Annotated in this window: 13 protein-coding genes; 6 read left to right on the plus strand and 7 right to left on the minus strand. The window is 72.8% G+C overall.

Annotated features, from left to right (window positions below; translation table 11 throughout):
- Position 1 precedes the first annotated feature (1 nt).
- The gene (locus tag ACFY3L_RS38140; protein ID WP_389335808.1) at positions 2-1,195 is read right to left on the minus strand and encodes a thiolase family protein; all 1,194 of its coding nucleotides are present in this window, start codon (positions 1,193-1,195) and stop codon (positions 2-4) included.
- 87 nt (positions 1,196-1,282) lie between these two features.
- Here ACFY3L_RS38140 and ACFY3L_RS38145 point away from each other — a divergent pair, with 87 nt between their 5' ends.
- Together ACFY3L_RS38145 and ACFY3L_RS38150 are read left to right on the plus strand one after the other, a co-directional pair.
- Positions 1,283-2,425: an acyl-CoA dehydrogenase family protein gene (locus tag ACFY3L_RS38145; protein ID WP_389335811.1), complete on the plus strand. Its 1,143-nt coding sequence runs from the start codon at positions 1,283-1,285 to the stop codon at positions 2,423-2,425.
- Positions 2,422-3,225 carry an amidohydrolase family protein gene (locus ACFY3L_RS38150; protein WP_389335814.1) on the plus strand — a complete coding sequence of 268 codons (804 nt, stop codon included), beginning with the start codon at positions 2,422-2,424 and terminating at the stop codon, positions 3,223-3,225. The genes ACFY3L_RS38145 and ACFY3L_RS38150 overlap by 4 nt, the downstream gene beginning before the upstream one ends.
- Here the strand turns inward: ACFY3L_RS38150 and ACFY3L_RS38155 are convergent.
- On the minus strand, positions 3,211-3,945 hold the full coding sequence (locus tag ACFY3L_RS38155) for a FadR/GntR family transcriptional regulator (RefSeq protein WP_389335817.1): 735 nt from the start codon (positions 3,943-3,945) through the stop codon (positions 3,211-3,213). The two genes, ACFY3L_RS38150 and ACFY3L_RS38155, sit on opposite strands and share 15 nt — an antisense overlap.
- Positions 3,946-4,122: 177 nt before the next feature.
- Positions 4,123-5,280, minus strand: coding sequence for an LLM class flavin-dependent oxidoreductase (locus tag ACFY3L_RS38160; protein ID WP_389335820.1), 1,158 nt, complete (start codon positions 5,278-5,280; stop codon positions 4,123-4,125).
- Positions 5,281-5,421: 141 nt separating this feature from the next.
- Between ACFY3L_RS38160 and fxsA the strand changes: the two genes are divergently transcribed.
- From fxsA to ACFY3L_RS38175, 3 genes are read left to right on the plus strand one after another with little or no spacing between them, the layout of a single operon-like run.
- Positions 5,422-5,574 (plus strand): FxSxx-COOH cyclophane-containing RiPP peptide, encoded by a 153-nt coding sequence (gene fxsA, locus ACFY3L_RS38165; protein ID WP_389335823.1) that lies wholly within the window; start codon positions 5,422-5,424, stop codon positions 5,572-5,574.
- Between the two features lie 2 nt (positions 5,575-5,576).
- On the plus strand, positions 5,577-6,734 hold the full coding sequence (locus tag ACFY3L_RS38170) for an FxsB family cyclophane-forming radical SAM/SPASM peptide maturase (protein WP_389335826.1): 1,158 nt from the start codon (positions 5,577-5,579) through the stop codon (positions 6,732-6,734).
- The gene (locus ACFY3L_RS38175) at positions 6,731-8,470 is read left to right on the plus strand and encodes an aKG-HExxH-type peptide beta-hydroxylase (protein WP_389335829.1); all 1,740 of its coding nucleotides are present in this window, start codon (positions 6,731-6,733) and stop codon (positions 8,468-8,470) included. Before ACFY3L_RS38170 ends, ACFY3L_RS38175 begins: the two co-directional genes overlap by 4 nt.
- Before the next feature lie 25 nt (positions 8,471-8,495).
- Here the strand turns inward: ACFY3L_RS38175 and fxsT are convergent, their stop codons facing one another.
- The 4 genes from fxsT to ACFY3L_RS38195 form a co-directional block, all read right to left on the minus strand.
- The gene (fxsT, locus tag ACFY3L_RS38180) at positions 8,496-12,395 is read right to left on the minus strand and encodes an FxSxx-COOH system tetratricopeptide repeat protein (protein WP_389335832.1); all 3,900 of its coding nucleotides are present in this window, start codon (positions 12,393-12,395) and stop codon (positions 8,496-8,498) included.
- Between the two features lie 13 nt (positions 12,396-12,408).
- Positions 12,409-13,629 (minus strand): TIR-like protein FxsC, encoded by a 1,221-nt coding sequence (locus ACFY3L_RS38185; RefSeq protein ID WP_389335835.1) that lies wholly within the window; start codon positions 13,627-13,629, stop codon positions 12,409-12,411.
- A gap of 91 nt (positions 13,630-13,720) precedes the next feature.
- On the minus strand, positions 13,721-14,530 hold the full coding sequence (locus ACFY3L_RS38190; RefSeq protein ID WP_389335838.1) for a TIR-like protein FxsC: 810 nt from the start codon (positions 14,528-14,530) through the stop codon (positions 13,721-13,723).
- 13 nt (positions 14,531-14,543) lie between these two features.
- Entirely contained in the window at positions 14,544-15,605 is a 1,062-nt protein-coding gene (locus ACFY3L_RS38195; RefSeq protein WP_389335841.1) for a hypothetical protein, read from the minus strand.
- A 242-nt stretch (positions 15,606-15,847) separates the two neighbouring features.
- On the opposite strand from ACFY3L_RS38195, the gene ACFY3L_RS38200 reads away from it, so the two are divergent.
- Positions 15,848-17,872 (plus strand): acyltransferase family protein, encoded by a 2,025-nt coding sequence (locus ACFY3L_RS38200; RefSeq protein WP_389335844.1) that lies wholly within the window; start codon positions 15,848-15,850, stop codon positions 17,870-17,872.
- Positions 17,873-17,925: the final 53 nt, after the last annotated feature.

Raw genomic sequence — 17,925 nt, forward strand, 5'->3', positions numbered from 1 at the left:
GTTACTCCTGAAGGATTTCGATGATGGTGGCGTTGGCCATGCCGCCGGCCTCGCACATCGTCTGCAGCCCGTACCGGCCGCCGGTCTGCTCGAGGTGGTTGATGAGCGTCGTCATGAGCCGGGCTCCGGACGCGCCGAGCGGGTGCCCGAGCGCGATGGCGCCGCCGCGCGGGTTCAGGCGCTCGGCGGCGACCGGGAACTCGGCCCGCCATGCAAGCGGGACGCTCGCGAACGCCTCGTTGACCTCGATCGCGTCGATGTCGTCGATCTTCAACCCGGCCCGGTCGAGCACCTTGCGGGTCGCCGGGAGCGGTCCGGTGAGCATGAGCGTGGGGTCGTCGCCGACCACCGCCGACGCGACGATCCGCGCCCTCGGCCGCAGTCCCAGCGCCGACGCCCGCTCCTCGCTCATGACGAGCAGCGCGCTCGCGCCGTCGGTGATCTGCGACGAGTTGCCCGCGGTGACCTTCCAGTCGACCTCGGGGAACCGCCGGGTGTAGGAGTCGGTGGCGAAGGCCGGCGACAGGGTCGCCAGGGTCTGCACGGAGCTGCCCGGGCGGATCGTCTCGTCCGCGTCGACGACCCGCTCCCCCGCACCGTCCGGCACCCGGATCGGGACGATCTCGCGGTCGAACGCGCCACCGGCGCGGGCCGTCGCGGCCCGCGCGTGCGACTCGGCGGCGTACGCGTCGAGCTGCTCGCGGGTGAGGCCCCACTTGGCCGCCACCAGCTCGGCGGCCACGCCCTGCGGCACGAGGCCGGGAAAGCGTGCGCGGGTCCGCGGGCCGAACGGGTCGGCATCCATGCGGCCGGAGCCCATCGGCACCCGGCTCATCGACTCGACGCCGCCGGCGATCACGACGTCGTACGCACCGGCCCGGACACCCCACACCGCGAAGTCGACGGCCTGCTGGCCCGAGCCGCACTTGCGCTCCACCGTCACCGACGGAACATGGTCCGGGAAACCGGCGGACAGCCACGCCTGCCGGCCCGGCGTCGACGACTGCTCGCCGACCTGACTGACGCAACCGACGATGACATCCTCCACCAGTGCCGGGTCGACACCGTTGCGCTCAAGGAGCGCGGCGAGCACCTGCCCGAGCAGGTCGACGGGGTGGAGCCCGGCCAGAGATCCGGACGCCTTGCCCTTCCCCATGGGAGAGCGCACCGCGTCGACGATGACGGCACCAGTCACGGGAACCTCCTGCGAGCCGCTTGACCGACGTTAACCATATAAACCAATATCACAGATACGGGTGCAGGACTACAGGACGGAGGCCCCGTGAGCGAGGCACTTTTCGAGCTGCCGGAGGCGTACAGAGCGCTGCAGGAGCAGGCCCGGGCGCTGGCCAGGGCGGTACAGCCGTTCTCCGCCCGGGCCGACGAGGCGGACCACATCGACCCCGACATGCGCGCCCAACTGGCGGCGAGCGGGCTCACCGATCTGGTCGTGCCGGCGGCGTACGGCGGGCGGCACGAGAAGGTGGACGCCCTCGCCGTGACCGTCGTGCGCGAGGCGCTGGCCGCGGAGAGCGCCCACCTCGACTCGCTCTTCGCGATGCAGGGCATCGGCAGCTACGGCCTGGGCGTCGGCGGGTCGGAGCGGGTCAAGGCGGACTGGCTGCCGAAGGTCGCCACGCTGCAGGCCATCGCCGGGCTGGCGCTCACCGAGCCGCAGGTCGGCTCCGACCTGCGCAACCTGGCGACGACCGTCGAGACCGACGGCGACCACGTCGTCGTCACGGGGCACAAGTCGTTCATCACCAACGGCGGCGACGCCGACTTCTACCTCGTCCTCGGCCGCCAGGGCGACGGGTACACGCTGGTCCTCGTCCCCGCCGGGGCGCCGGGCTTCTCGGCCAGCAACCCGCACCAGATCATCGCGCCACACGTCCTCGGCGACCTGCACCTCGACGGTGTGCGCCTGCCGGCCGACCACGTCGTCGGCCCGCCGGGCAAGGGCTTCTCGCTGGTGCTCGCCACGCTGGCGACCTTCCGGGTCTCGGTCGCGGGCGCGGCCGTCGGGCTCGCGCAGGCGGCCCTCGACGAGGCGCTGCGCCACACCGCCGGCCGGGAGCAGTTCGGCGTGCAGGTGGCCCGCCTCGGCCCGGTGCCCTCGATGCTCGCGACCTCGTGGGTCGAGATCGAGATGGCGCGCAGCCTCGCGTACCGCGCCGCCGCGGCCGCGAGCCGCGACCCGCTGGCCGCGCTCAACCTGTCGTCGATGGCGAAGGTCGGGGCCACCGAGGCCGCGGGCCGGGTCGTCGACCGCGCCGTCCAGGTCATGGGGCGGTTCGGGCTGGTGCGCGGCAGCCTCATCGAGCGGCTCTACCGGGGCGCGCGGCCGATGCGCATCTACGAGGGGTCCACCGAGGTGATCCTCGATTCGCTGTCGAAACAACTGCTGAAGGGGCTCAAGTCATGATCATCGACGCGCACTGCCACGTATGGCCCGACCACATCGCCCCGCAGGTGCTCGCGCAACGGCCGGCGGGGCTGGACCCGCGCCACGACGGCACGCTGGACGGACTGCGGCGCACCATGGACGAGGCCGGCATCGACCTCGCGATGACGCTCGGGGTCGCCACCGTGGCCAAGAACGTCGCGCGGACGAACGAGTTCATCGGCACCGTCGACCGGTCGCGGTTCATCCCGTTCGGCACGGTGCACCCGGAGCTGCCGGTCGCCGCGAACCTCGCGTCGCTGCGGGACAACGGGATCGGCGGCGTGAAGCTGCACCCGCTCTTCCAGGGACTCTCGCTCGCCGATCCCGCCGTGCACGAGATCCTGCACGCGCTCGCCGCGGAGGGGATCGTCGTGATCACACACGCGGGCGCCGGCGGCGACGCGCAGGCCAACGACCGGGGCGCTCCGCACCACCTGCGCACGATCATCGACACGGTGCCGGGCCTCAAGCTGATCGCGTGCCACTTCGGCGGATATCACCGGCTCGACGAGGCCGAGCAGGCCGTGCTCGGCACCGACGTGCACCTGGAGACCTCGTGGCCGCCCACCCTGCGCGGGCTCGACGCCGACCGGGTGCGCGAGATCATCGCGCGGCACGGCGCGTCCCGGATCATCTACGGCAGTGACTGGCCGATGGCCGATCCGGCGACGGAGATCGCGGCGGTGCGCGCGCTCGGGCTCCCGCCCGGGGACGAGGAGGCGATCCTCGGTGGCAACCTGGCCCGCCTCCTCGGAATCGCCCCGCTATCGAACGATTGACCAGGTGATCGAGGCGTCCATGGTGGACGAGAACTTCTTCTCCAGGTAGCGCGTCATCTCGGCGATGTGCTCGCGCATGGACTCCTCGGCCACGTCACCGTCGTTGGCGGCGATGGCGTCGTAGATGGACCGGTGCCGCTTGAGCACCGTCCCCCGGCGGTGCTCGGGGTAGTCGACCCCGAGCACCGTGCCGTCGAGGATGTCGAGAAGGGCGTCGACCAGGTAGCCGAACACGGTGTTTCCGGAACCCCAGGCAATGAGGTCGTGGAAGCTCTTGTTCGTCTCCAGGAAAACGCTCTGGTCGGCGATGTGCTCGCCCATTTTCTGCACCGATTCTTCGAGCAGGCGCAGACGCTCGGCGTCGATGCGCTGCGAGGCGAGCCGGGCCATGAGCGGCTCGAGGGCGGCGCGGGTCTCCAGAATGGAGCGGAATGGCGCCTGCTCGAACTGCAGCAACAGAATCAGGGACGTCGCGAGGTGCGACGCGTCGGGCTTCTCGACGATCGGACCACCGCCCGGGCCCGGCTTGAGGGAGATGACGCCCTGCAGCTCGAGGAACCGCAGCGACTCCCGGAGGGTGCCGCGGCCGACCTGGTACTCCTCGAGCATGACCCGCTCCGGTGAGAGCCTGTCGCCGACCTGCCGGCCCTCCCTGCTGATCTCGTTGACGATACGCTGCGCCACGAGCATGGCGGTCTTCTGCGGACGGTCACGGTTCACTGCCGCACCCCCCTTCTGGGTCGGCCTCCCCTGAGGCTCATTGCTTCCTATGATATTCAGCAAAAGGGTCCGTTCGCTACCCGCTCCACCGGCCCCGGCGTTCCCGTTTCCCCGCCGTGTCGAGAACGTGTAAGGAATGTGACTCCGGTTATCGCTGCGTGACCGCCGTCAATACGATCAGCGCTGGCCCAGCGCGGGCAGCACCTCGTCGGCGAACAGTTTGAGGGTGGCGAGCACGTCCTCGTGGGGCAGGTCGTACCACTGCGCCCGGAGGATGACCGTCGTCACGCCCGCCTCCTCCAGGTCGCGCAGCTTGGCGACGCACGTCTCGGGGTCGGTGAAGAGGTACGCCTCGTCGGCCACCTCCGCGGCGGCCGCCTCACTCTGGAGGTGACGATACTGGGCGGTCGAGTCCGGGGCGTTGTACTTGGCGTACTGCTGGGTCACGCCGAGCCGGGCGCGGAGGCCCCGATCGCGGGCCCGCTCCCGGTCCTGGTCGAGCACGAGCTCGCGGCGGACGACCACCTCACCGCTGGCCGGCCGGCCGAGCCGCGCGCGCTCCGCCCGCTCCACCTGGAGGAGCTCGGCGAGCTTCACCATCGACGCGTGTGGCGGCACGATCCAGGCGTCGCCGAGCGCGGCGGCCCGCCTGGCGCCGATCTTGTGCATGCCGGCACCGACCCAGATCGGCGGCCCGCCCTGCTGCACCGGGGGCAGACTGATCCGCGCGTTGTCGAGCGAGTAGTGCTTCCCCTCGTAGCTCACCGGCTCACCGGACCACAGCGCGCGAATGATCTCGACACTCTCGGTGTAGCGGGAGACGCGCTCGTCGAGCGGAATGCCGAACGCGGCGAACTCGTTCTCCCGGTAGCCCATGCCGAAGCCGGCGACCGCCTTCCCGCCGCTCAGGTGGTCGAGCGTCGCGAACGTCTCGGCGACCTGGACGGGGTGGTGCAGCGGCAGGATGAACATGTTGGTCCCGATCCGCATCCCCTCCGCCTGCTGCGCGAGCGCCGCCAGGGTGGGGACGGGCTGGAGGGTGGGCATGCTGCCGAGATAGTGGTGCAGCAGCCAGATGCTCTCGATCCCGCACTCCCGCGCCACGGTGACCTGCTCCCGGAGCTGGCCGACACGGTCGGCAGCGATGGTCCCCAGCGGAAAGTCATTCATGATCGCTAAACCGAACTTCACGGTCCATAGCTCCTTCGACGGCCGAACGATGCTGCACGATATAACGATTATAAGGATATTGCCGTCAGCGTAGCGAGGATGCGCCAGGCACAACGAGGCGACGCGGGAAGGACCTTGCCGACCGGACGGCGGGTGAAGCCTCATTCCCTGCGGGTGGACGATGGCCCTTCGCCTCGACACCCGCCGGGCGAGGGCCGGTCCGGCCGGTCGGTGGTGTAGAAAGACGGAGTGACGACAGATGTGGCCGATGACGGTCCTCTCACGGGTGAGCCCGTCGGAGTGATCGTGGGCAGGCCCCTGGTCGAGCTCGGCGAACGGTCGCTCGCCGAGCTGCTGTCGTGCGGCGGTGACACCGCGCTCGGGCACGTGCTGCGGACGCTCGTCGGCGACCTGGACGCGGATCGGCTCACCATCTCGGCGTTCGAGTCGAGTGTCTAACAATGGGCGGGGACGCCGTCGTCCGGCAGATCGTCCTGAAGCTCCACAGCCGCTGCAACCTCGCCTGTGACTACTGCTACGTGTACGAGAGCGTCGACCAGCGCTGGGCCACGCGACCACGGGTGATGGCGCCCCGCACGGTCGCCAGGGTCGCCGAGCGGCTTGCCGCGCACGTGCTCCGGCACCGGCTGCCCGCCGTCCGGGTGGTGCTGCACGGCGGGGAGCCGCTGCTCGCCGGGCCGGCCGCGATCGACGGTGCCGCCGCGACGATCCGGGCCGCCGTGCCCGCCTTCGCGAACGTCGACCTCGCCGTGCAGACCAACGGCGTGCTCCTGAGTCCGGCGTTCCTCGAGGTGTTCCGCCGGCACCGGATCAGCGTGGGGGTCAGCGTGGACGGCGGCCGGGCCGCACACGACCGGCACCGGCGCACGCACGACGGGCGCGGCAGCTTCGACCGGGTCGCGCGGGGCATCGCGGCGCTGCGCGAGCCGGCGTACCGGTCGCTGTACTCGGGGCTGCTGTGCACCGTCGACCTGCGGCACGACCCGGTCGGCGTGTACGAGGACCTGCTGGCGTTCGCGCCGCCCCGCCTGGATCTGCTGCTGCCGCTCGGCAACTGGAGCAACCGGCCGCCCGGCCGGGAGCCCGGCCGGACCGACGCGCCCTACGCGAAGTGGCTGATCGCGGTCTTCGACCGCTGGTACCACGCGCCGCGGCGGGAAACCGGCATCCGGTTCTTCGAGTCGATCATCGCGTTGGTCCTCGGCCGGCCCAGCGGCACCCAGGCTGTCGGGTTCGGCGACCCGGACGTCATGACGATCGAGACCGACGGCGGCATCGAGGGCAGCGACGGCCTCAAGACGACCGCGGCCGCAATCATGGAAACCGGCCAGAACGTCTTCACCCACACGTTCGACGAAGCGCTGCGGCATCCGTCGCTCGCCGGCCGGCCCACCGGGGTGGCGGCGCTGAGCGCGCAGTGCCGGGCCTGTCCGGTCGTCAGCGCCTGCGGCGGCGGGCTGCACGCGCACCGGTTCCGGGACGGCAACGGCTTCGACAACCCCTCGGTGTACTGCGCCGACCTGACGGAGCTCATCACCCACGTGCGCGACACCGTCGCCCACGACGTCAGGACGCTGGCCGCGTCCCGCAGGCCGTGACCACGACGCGGGCACCGGCCGCCGGACCGCTGACCGCGGGGCAGCTCGCCGAGCTCGCCTCGGGGTACGGCGGCGCACAGGTCCTCGACGTGCTGCGCGCCGGGCAGCTCGGGCGCCGCAAGGTGCTGCTCGTCGCCCTGGCCGGGGCGGCGGCCGGCGACCCGGCCGTCGCCGCCGCCGTCGAGCTGCTGAGCCGCGCGGAGGCGGCGGCACCCGGCCCGGTCGGCGCGGTGCTGCACCATCCGCACCTGCCGGTGTTCGTGGCCCGGTGGCTGGACGGCGCCCACGACACCGGCTACCTCTGCGGGCTGGCCGCCGCCGCCGGGCTCCGGGCGGGGCTGCGGTTCGAGCTGCGGTTCGACAGCGCCGGCGGCCCGGTCCACCTGCCGACGTACGGGGTCGCCGACGGTATCGGCGCCGGACCGGCGGTCGTGCGCGGCGACGGCTCGACCGTCGAGGTCCGCGGCAGCCGGCGGGCCGTGGCGCCCGGCCGGCCCGGCTGGCGCCCGAGCCACCGCCTCGACGGGCACGGCGAGGTGTTCGTCGACGTCGACCCGTACGCGCGGTTCGGGCACCTCGACGTCCAGCGGTGCTCGCCGCCCGAGGCGGAGCGGCTGTCCCTGCGGTTCGACGCCGCCGTCGGCTGGCTGCGCGTGCACCTGCCCGGGCACGCGGCGGGGCTCGGCACGCTGCTGCGGTCCCTGGTCCTCCTCGACCGGCCCGCCGACGGCCGGGCGGTCAGCGCCACCGGGCGCGACGCGTCGGGGGCGATCGCCGTGTCCGTGCCCGACGACCCCCGCGACCTCGCGCTGCTGCTCGTGCACGAGCTGCAGCACACGAAGCTCAGCGCCCTGCTCGACCTCGTCGACCTGTTCGGCGACGACCCCGGTCGGTACCGGGCGCCGTGGCGGCTCGACCCGCGCCCCGTCGAGCAGCTGCTGCAGGGTGCGTACGCCCACCTCGGGGTCGCCGACGTGTGGCGGGCCCGGCGGCACGAGGACGCCGCGGCGGCGTTCGAGTTCGAGTACTGGTCGCAGCAGACCGGCCGGGCCGTCCGGGAGCTGCGGCGGGCGGCGCTGACCCCGGCCGGGGAGCTGTTCGCCGACGGCATGGCGGCGACCCTGCGGGCGTGGGGCGCCGAGCACGGGCAGGGCCACGGTCAGGGCCACGGGCAAGGCCACGGGCAAGGCCACGGGCAAGGCCACGGGCAAGGCCACGGGCAAGGCCACGGGCAAGGCACGGTGGCGCGGGCCGCGACCGCGGTCGCGGACGCCGTCGCGGTCCGCTGGTCCCTGGCGAACCTGGTGCCCGACGCCGCAGACGTCGACCGGCTCGTCGCGGCGTGGCACGCGGGCGACCCGGCTCCGGTCGCCGCCGCGCCGCGCCCGGCGGCCAACCGGCCCCGGCGCCCGGTGGCGCTCGACGCGGGTCTGGAGGCCGCGATCCGGGCGACGGCCACCGGCACCGCCGCCGGGCCACCGGCGCCGGGCGATGCGGCATACCTGGCGGGAGACCGGGCAGGTGCCGTCCGGTCGTACGAGCGGCGCCTCCGCGACGACGTCGACGACGAGGACGCGTGGGTCGGGCTGGCCCTGGCCACCGCCGAGCCGGGCGCCGCACCCGAGGTGCTGCGCCGCCCGCACCTCGCCCGGGCGCTGTGCCGGGCGCTGCCGGACGTGCCACCGACCGCGGTGGCCCGGTGGCTCGACAGCAGCGCCGGCCCGATGGAGCCGTGACGAGTGGCCGCCGGCCGCGGTGGCGCTACAGCAGCGCCGGCTCGATGTAGACGTTGAACCGCTCGCGCCTGCCGGCCTGCAGCACCCGCGGGTTGTCGCCGCCGTACAGCTCGACCATCTGCCGCAGCGCGTCCTCGAACAGGGCCTCGCCGGCGTCCACGTCCCGGCCCGCCGCGACCCGGGAGATGGCGAGGTTGACCGCGGCGGCGAGCGTGTCCGGATGGTCCGCGCCGAGTTTGCGGGTCAGCGCGATGTACGCGCTGGTGTCGTGCCGCAGCGCCGCGTCGGCCTCGCCGAGGGCGAACAGGTCGTTGGCGAGGTTCACGGTCGCCAGCAGCACGTGCGGGTGGCCCTGGCCGAGGTCCGCGGCGAGCCGCTCCCGCACCGTGGTCGCGATCCCCCGGGACGTCAGGTGGTCGCCTTCCTTGCGCAGGAAGATCGCCAGGTTGTTGTCGCAGACGAGGGTGATCGCGTGGTCGGGGCCGAGGACCTCGGTGTACCGCTGGCGGACCCGCCCGGCGAGCGTCAGGGCCAGGTCGTTGTCGCCGATCCCGGACCAGGTGGTGGCGACCGCCATCGCACAGGACAGGCTGTCGGGGTGCTCGTCGCCGAGCCGGCGGCGGTAGCGGACCAGCGTCTGCTCGGCGACGCGGTGCGCGTCGGCGAACCGGCCCAGCTGCCGCAGGGTCAGCGCCAGTTCCTTACCGGTCCGCAGCGTCTCCGGGTGATCGGGGCCGGGGAACTTCTGCTGTGCCGTATGGGTGCGTTGCAGGATGCCGTACGACTCCCACAGCTCCCCGACGTCACGCAGGCCGCGGCCGTAGTTGCTGGCGGACGCCAGCGTCGACGGGTCGTTGGCACCGAATTTGTCCTGCCGCTGCTCATGGATGTGCCGGTCACGCTGGACCGCGCCGCGGAAGTCACCGACGAGGCGCAGCGACACCGCCAGGTTGTTCTCGGCGGTCAGGGTCCGGGCGCTGCCGTCGCCGAAGACCTCGAGGCTGAGGTCCAGCGTGCGGGTGTCGCGTTCGGTGGCCTCGGCGTACCGTCCGTGGGCACGCAGGTCGGCGCCGAGGCTCCGGGCGGTCAGCAGCGTGTACGGGTGGCGCTCGCCGAAGATCCGCACCTGCCGGTCGTAGACGTCCTGGTCGATCTCGAACGCCGCCTGGAACTGGTTCTGCGTCCGCAGCGCGTTGGCGAGGTGGAACCGCATCCGCAGCTTCATCGGGTCGTCGTCCGGCGTGTCCGCCCAGTGCGCGAGGGCGTCCTCGGCGAGGGCGCGGCTGGCCGGATATTCGCCGATCCGGTACAGGTAGCGCACGGTGTCGGCGACGAGCTGCCGGGCGTCGTCGGTGTCGCCGGCCCCGAGCCCGACGGCCGTGACGTGCGGGCGCAGCTCGGCGTACTCGGGCCACAGCGACGGCTTGTCGGGGTCGTTGGGGTTGGCGGCCGCCAGGAGCCGCATCGCCTGCGCCCGGGCCTCCTCCGGGTCGGCCAGCTGCGCGCGGATCACCAGCTGCACGAGGCGGTGGATGCGGATCGTGTTGTTCTCCGGGTCGACCTGCGCGAGGGCGTACCTGCCGAGCTCGCCGGTGACGAGGCCCTGCAGGATCGGGTCGGTCAGCGTCGGGTCGAGCGGCGCCATGATCTCCGCGAACCGGGCACCGGTGAGCATCGCGACCGGAATCGGCTCGGGCGCGTAGAACGAGCACAGCTCCAGCAGCCGGGCCGCGGCGGGCCGCTCCTGTCGCAGGCGCTCCAGCGCGACGAGCCACGTCGCCGCGACCGGCTTCGCGTAGTCGACCTGGGCCTGGTCCTCCAGGAACCGCAGCAGGACCGGCATGTCCAGCGAGGCCAGGTACTGCTGCACCGGCATCGCGGTCGTGCGCAGGTACGCCGCGGCCTGCTCGACGGCCAGCGGCAGGTCGCCGAGCCGCTCGGCGACCTGGTCGGCCTCGCCGATCTCCAGCCCGCGCACCCGTGACCGCAGCAGCGAGACGCTTTCGGCCCGGTCGAACACCTGCAGCTCGTGCGCGTCGACGAACTCGCCCCACGCCTTGTTGCGGGTGGTCAGCAGCAGGTGGCCGGGGCCGTGCGGGAGCAGCGACACGATCCCGGGGGTCGGCTCGTCGATGTTGTCGAGGATGACGAGCCACCGCTGCTCGGGGTCGCGGGTCCGCAGCTCCTCCAGGACCCGCTGGACGCTCTCGACCCCGCCGCCGATCTGCAGCCGCTCGCCGAGCTGGGCGAGGCCGGTGCGGATGCGTTCCTCGGTGTCGGAGCCGATCCACCACACCAGGTCGTAGTCCGAGCCGAACCGGTACGCGTACTGGGCGGCCAGCTGGGTCTTGCCGACCCCGCCGAGCCCGTACACGGCCTGGGCCCGGCCGGACCCGGCGGTGAACCGGTCGCGAAGCGCCTCCAGCGCCGACGCCCGGCCGACGAACGCCCCGGTCCGCTTCGGCACCTGCCAGACGCTCGCCGCCCCGCCCGGGAACCGGCGGCCGGTGCCCGCGGACGCCGGTACGGGCGCGGCCAACGCATCCAGGAGCCGCCGGCGGGTCTCGGCCGGGTCGCCCTCGACGACCTCGACCGCGACCCGGTCGGTGAACGGGACCGGCATGCGACCCTGGTCGAGCCGGACGGTGACCAGCGACCGGGCGGTGACGAACTGGTCCCGGCTGCCGGCGAGCTTCCAGATGTCCACCGCTCCCGGTGTGGCGACGAACTGCCGGGTGAGCAGCAGCACGACCCGGGCCGCTGTCGTCAGCTGCTGGTCGAGCGCGGCGCGCTGCTCGGCGCTGCGGGGCACGTCGACGGCGCACAGGTCACCGCTGATCCCGGCGTCGCCGAGCTCGGCGACGACCCACTCCGCCCACAGCCGGTCGGGGGACGCGTAGGCGACGACGACCGCGTGGTCGGGTCGCAGCGCGAGCCGCTCGAACTGCCGCAGCCAGCCCCGCCGGGTCTCCTCCGGCATCTGCGGCATCGCGGCGACCCGCCCGTCGGTGATGACGCCGGTCAGGTTCTCGAACGACGCGAGGAGGCTCCGGGCCTGCCGGGGCCGGTCGGCGAAGGTCGCCAGGATCTCCTCGTAGGCGTAGAACGGCTGGTACGGGATCTCGATGCCGCTCCAGTACGCCTCCTGCGCGTCGGCGTCGAGGTGCTCCAGCGACGGGGCGAACTCGACCCGGACCAGGTCGCGGCCCCTCTCCAGCTTGCTGGTCTCGGCCGCCTCCACCCGCATCGGCACCGGCAGCACCCGCGGCGGGTCCGCCTGCCGCTGCTCCCGGATCGAGCGGGCGACCGCGGCCGCGCCCCGGATGCCCTGGGTGGACATGGTGAAGCAGTTGACGACGACGTCGGGCAGGCGGACGGTGCAGATGCCGGCGGCGTCGCCGAGACCGGTGCGGCTGTCGATGAGGATGTAGTCGTACTCGGCCTTCATCTGCTCCCGCATGGAGGCGAAGAACGCCGCACCGCCGAGCCGGCTGTAGAAGTTGGCCCAGTCGAACGTGTTGACCCGGCTGGAGTACTCCGGCGTCTGCTGGCCCGCGGCGACGAAGTCGATGACGCCGCCGCCGGGGAAGTCCCAGTCCAGCGAGACCGCGTACTGCTGGATCCTCGCGAGCTGCGGCAGCAGTTCGGCGGAGTCGGCGCCGCCGGCCCGGTCCATCCGCGCCAGGGCGTACTCCCGGATCATGTCGATGACCCCGGTCGTGACCCGCAGGTCCTTGTCGCCGATGAACGGGTGGTAGTACCGGTGCAGGCCCGGCGACTCCAGGTCCCAGTCGACGGCCAGGACGTGGTTGCCCTGGCTGGCCAGGATCCAGGCGACGTTGGCCAGCGACATCGTGCGCCCGGTGCCGCCCTTGTACGAGTAGAAGGTGATGACCTGACCGCGACCGGACTGGTTGGTGGGCATGACGTTCCCTCGTCTACGGGGTCTCGAGGACCGGCGGCGGCCCGGACGGCTCGTCCGTGGGCGGGTCCACCTGGCCGGTCCGGAAGATGCGGCTCTGCGCCTCGACCAGCGCACTGCGCAGGTCCGCCTTGAAGTGGGACCACGTCGGGAGACCGGCCCGGAAGACGGCGGTGTCGTTGGCGGCGATCTGGTGCGGGAGGATCCTGGCGAGCACGTCCCAGAGCTTCTGGTTGCCGTCCGGGGCGATCCGCTCGTCGGTGACGGTCCACGGCACCAGCAGCGGCGCCGACGGGTGCGGCTCGCTGTCGTAGTCCATCAGCGTGATCACGTACCGCGGGATCTCGGCGGACCAGACGTCGACGACGAGCACCACGATCTGGTTGTGCTGCTTCGCCCATCGCAGGACCGCCGGCAGTTTGGTCGCGTCCCGCACGCTCCACTGGTAGCCGATGCTGCCGACGACGGCACCCGTGTAGCTGCCGATCGGCGCCTGGAGCTCCGGGTGGTAGGGCCGCCAGCGGTCCGCGCCCGGACCGTACGGCTCCAGCGCCTCCGGCCGGACCGCCGCCATGTCGTCCCGGTTGCCCGCCGCGATCACCACGTGCACGTGCCGCGCGCTGGTCGCCGACGGGTCCTGCGACGACTCCGGCAGCGCCCCGCCCGGCTCGGCGAACTCGTTGTGCATGTGCTGCGGCCCCAGCCCCGGGGCGAGCCGGTGCAGCTGGTGGTCCCGGCCGGTCTGCACGATGTGCCGCGCCAGCGTCTGCACGAACTCGCCGGCCACATCGGCGTACACCTTCCGGCGGCGCAGCGCCCGCAGCCCGTCCTTGGCGTAGACGGCGTCGGTCGCGGCGTTGCGGTACTGGAACCGGGTGATCGCCGCGGGCAGGTCGATGCTCGGGATCCACCGCACCGGGATCAGCGCCGGCGGGTGCACGTTGTGCTTCTGGGCGTGCAGGTCGACCCGGCGGGCGAACATCGCGAACTCCCGCCCGCAGTCCTCGTTGGCGACGAACCGCGGCGACGTCATCGCCACGAAGCAGGCGGCGGAGTTGAGCGCCCGGGCCAGCTCGTGCGCCCGGTCACTGCCGAGCGGCAGCTGACCGTCGATGTACCCGGCCTCCTCCGGCCGGCACCCGGCGAGGTCGGCGACCTCCCGGCTGAGGTCCCGGAAGAAGTCCTGCACGCTGCCGTCCAGGTCGTCGTCTTGGGCGTAGCTGAGGAAGAAGTGCACGCATGCCTCCGCTCCCCGGGACCGGGTGGTGTATCGGCAAGTATAGGGCTCGGTGACGATCCGTCTTCGCCGCCGGAAGCGCCGCCTGCCGTCAGCTCCAGGTGTTGTGCTGGATGATGTTGTCGCCGATCTGTACCCCCTGCGAGCCCTGGATGTGGATGGTGCAGCGCCCTCCCTGACCGGCCGCCGAACCCTCGCCGCCCGGCGGTGCCGCCGGCTTGTCGCCGCCCGGCGGTGCCGCCGGCTTGTCGCCGCCCGGCGGTGCCGCCGGCTTGTCGCCGCCCGGCGGTGTCGCCGGCTTGTCCTGCGCGGGTGCCGGTGCGGGTGCCGGTGCGGCGAACGCGTCGGGCGTCTCGCTCAGGCGCAGCGGGGGCGTGATCCGGTGCAGCGGGTGCTGGCGGGCCGTCTGCACGATGTGCCGGGCCAGGGTGAGCACGAACTCCGCGGCAAGGTCGGCGTGCTTCTGCCGCCGGCGCAGGGTCTTCAGGCCGTCCTGCGCGTAGACGGGGCCGGTGGACGCGTTGCGGTACTGGTACTGCTTGACCACCGCCGGCAGGTCGGGGCTCGGGATCCACCGCAGCGGGATCAGCGCCGGCGGGTGCACGCCGTGGACCGCGACGTGCCGCTCGACCCGCCGGACGAAGACGCCGAACTCCCGCCCGCAGAACTCGCTGCGGACGTACCGCGGCGAGGTCAGCGCCACGAGACAGTCGGCGGTGTTGACCGCGTGGTCGAGCTCCCGGGACCAGTCGCTGCCGAGCGGGATCTGCCCGTCGATGTGCCCGGCCTCCTCGGGCCGGCAGCCCGCCAGGTCGGCGACCTCACGGCTGAGGTCACGGTAGAACGCCAGGACGTCGCCGTCCTGGTCGTCACCCTGGGCGTAGCTCAGGAAGAAGTACACGCATGCCTCACTGTCAGACCGGTGGCTGGGACGGTCCCGGTGCCGGCACGAGCACCGCCTCGCCGCGGCGGAGTCGCGCGTACACCAGGTCGAACGTGTAGCCGGCGGCGATGCCCATGGGGATGACGAACCACAGCAGCCTGCGCGCGGCGGCCTCGGTCAGCAGGTCCGGGGAGGTCAGCAGCTGGGACGCCACGTACAGCATCGCGGCGAGCAGGCCCGCGCCCAGGCCGCGGGCCGCCGACCACAGGGCGTGCGGCTGCTCGTCGGTGCTGTCGCGCAGCATGGCGCCGCCGACGGCGCCGAGCATCGGGCCGGCGAGCAGCAGGCCGATCAGCACCGCGTGGGACACGGCCGCGTCCGCCAGGAGGACCGTCGCCGCCGCGGCCAGCAGTGCCAGCACAGCGGTCAGTGCCGTGTACGTCCGGGTCCGCCGGGAGCGGGCGGCCGCCACCGTGGCCGCGGCCACCGCCTCGCCGCGCCGTCGCCGCTGGTCCAGCACGGACCGCACCAGGCGGGCGGCGTGCTGCGCCGACCAGGGCCGGCCCATCAGCACGATGTCGTCGGCGGTGGCGTCGTTGCGGTTCTTGTCCAGGTACTCCCGCACCACCGAGGCGCCGCCGCCGAACGCGCCGACGGCCGCGAGGGGGGTCCGGTGCGTGATGGCGAGCAGTCCCGCGATCCGGGTCGAGCGGCCGCCGCCGATCACGATCAGTCCGTCGGCGAGATAGACCGACCGGTAGAACGACACCTCCCACTCGTCGGCGGTGTCCGACTCGATGTCGAGGCGCTCCGTCGCGGCGCCGTCCAGGCCGAGGCCGACCGGCTGGAGCGACCGGGTCCGCACGACGATCCGGCCGGGCGCCCCGTCGGCGATCCCGGCGGCGAAGCCGGCGACGACGTCCCGATCCAGGAAGTCCTGGTCGCTGGAGAACACGACGAGGTCGCAGCCGGCGCGGGCGATCTCGCGGCCGATGTCGTGACCCGCCGCGGCCATCCGCGGCTGGTCCCGCAGCGGCGGCTCGTAGACCCGGTCCGCGGACCCGCTGCCCACCACGACGATGGATGGTCGCATCGATGACTCCTCACCGTCCGGCGGGGCGATGCCCGTATCGTACGGCGCCACCGCCATGCGGGCCGCTCCGATCAGCGGCGGATCCGGCGCCGCCGCGGTGCTGCGCCACTGGGCCGAACGGTTCAGCGGTACGGACCGAAGGGTCCAGCGCGGTGGATCACCGCCTGATGACCGTGATGATCAACCATGGCACGCTGGCGTGTCCATGGCCGACGGCCAGGTGCACCACGGGGGAACGGAACGTGAGACCTGAGGCTTCGAGCGGCCGGCAGGGCGGGTGGGTGTACCTGCCGGCGCTGGACGGTGTGCGGGCGCTGGCGGTGATCGCCGTGATCGTCTTCCACGCCAACCCTGCCTGGCTGCCGGGCGGGTTCCTGGGCGTCGACGCGTTCTTCGTGCTGTCCGGGTTCCTGATCACCGGTCTGCTGCTGGCGGAACTGCGCAAGAGCGGACGGATCGGGCTGGCGGCGTTCTGGGGTCGGCGGGCCCGCAGGCTCCTGCCGGCGCTGCTGGTGGTGCTGCTCACCGTCGTCGTCGTCAGCCGGGCGCTGCTGCCCGCACCGGAAGTGCTCGCGCTGCGGTGGGACGCGGTGTCGGCGCTGCTGTACGTCGCGAACTGGCGCATGATCTTCCGCGGCGGCGACTACTTCGCGGCCACCGCACCACCCTCGCCGCTGCAGCACACCTGGTCCCTCGGCATCGAGGAACAGTTCTACGTCGTGTGGCCGCTGCTGGTACTCCTCGCGCTGCTGGCCGCGAAGCCCCGCTCGGCGCTGCTGACGATGTGCCTCAGCGGCGCCGTCACCTCCGGCGTGCTGTGCGCGATGCTGTACTCCCCCGACGCCGACCCCGGCCGCGCCTACTACGGCACCGACGCCCGCGCCGGCGCCCTCCTCGCCGGCTGCGGCCTCGCGGTGCTGTTCAACGGCCGCAACCAACCCGGTGTGCGAACCGGGCTGATCCGGCCGAGCCGCTGGCTCAGCGCGGCCGCCGCCGTGTCCGCGCTGGTACTGGTGTGGGCGTGGGCGACCGTCCACGGCACCGACAGCTGGCTCTACTACGGCGGCCTCACCGTCCTCGCCGTCGCCGCCACCACCGTCCTCGCATACCTCGTGTGCACCCCGCACGGGTGGGGCACCCGCCTGCTGACCCTGCAACCCCTGCCCTGGCTCGGCCGCATCTCCTACGGCCTCTACCTGTGGCACTGGCCCCTGTTCCAGTGGCTCACCGGCGAACGCCTCGGCATCACCGGACCCGCCCTGTTCGCCGTGCGCCTCGCCGCCACCATGGCCGCCACCCTCGCCTGCTTCTACGCCATCGAACAACCCGCGACACGCCTCCTACGCCCGCGCCCGGGCGTCCGGCGCAGCGTCTCCTGGCGCCGGCTCGCACCGGTCACGGCGCTGCTGCTCGCCGGTGTCGCCGCCATCTCGGTCGGTGTCACCTCCGTGCCGGTCGCCGCCTCCGAATCCACCGAAACCGTCGCCGACGCGCCACTCGTCCAGACCACCGACAACAGCGCCGTGGAGGAGGCGGGTCCGGCACCCGGCGTCGTCGCCGGCGCGCCGATGGCCCGCCCGGGGCGTAAACCCGGCAAACTCCCCCGCGTCGCGTTCTTCGGCGACTCCGTCGCCTGGACCGTCGGCTCCTACCTGCCACCGCACCCCGACATCGCCACCGCCAACCGGTCCATCCAAGGCTGCGGCATCGCCCGCCTGCCGGACGTCCGGTACATCGGCGCACCGCACACCAACTACCCGGGCTGCGACATCTGGGACAAGAAGTGGCGGGAGAACATGGGCCGCGACGACCCCGACGTCTCCGTCATCCTGCTCAACCGGTGGGAGCTCATGGACCGCCGCCACGAAGGCAGGTACCGGGCCGTCGGCGACCCCGTCTTCGACACCTACCTCGCCAAGGAACTCAACCTCGCCATCGACATCGCCGCCGGCAACGGCGCCACCGTCGTGCTGCTCAACGCCACCTACACCCGCCGCGCCGAACGGCCCGACGGCGGACTCTGGCCCGAAGACACCCCCCAACGCGTCGACGCCTGGAACGCCCTGCTCGCCAAGACCGCCGCAGCCCACCCGAAGCACCCGAAAGTCCTGAACCTGAACAAGGTCGTCTGCCCCGGCGGCACCTTCACCTGGACCGTCAACGGCCTCAAGATCCGCAGCGACGGCCTGCACTTCACCCCGGAAGGCGTCAAGAAGATCATCGCCCCCTGGCTCCTGCCCCAGCTCAAGAAGATCGCCACCGGATGAGCACGCACGACGCCGACCATCTGCGGGCGGCCCCCACGGAACCGTCGCGCGGT

The sequence above is a fragment of the Dactylosporangium sp. NPDC000521 genome (genome assembly GCF_042898305.1).
Lineage (GTDB): Bacteria > Actinomycetota > Actinomycetes > Mycobacteriales > Micromonosporaceae > Dactylosporangium.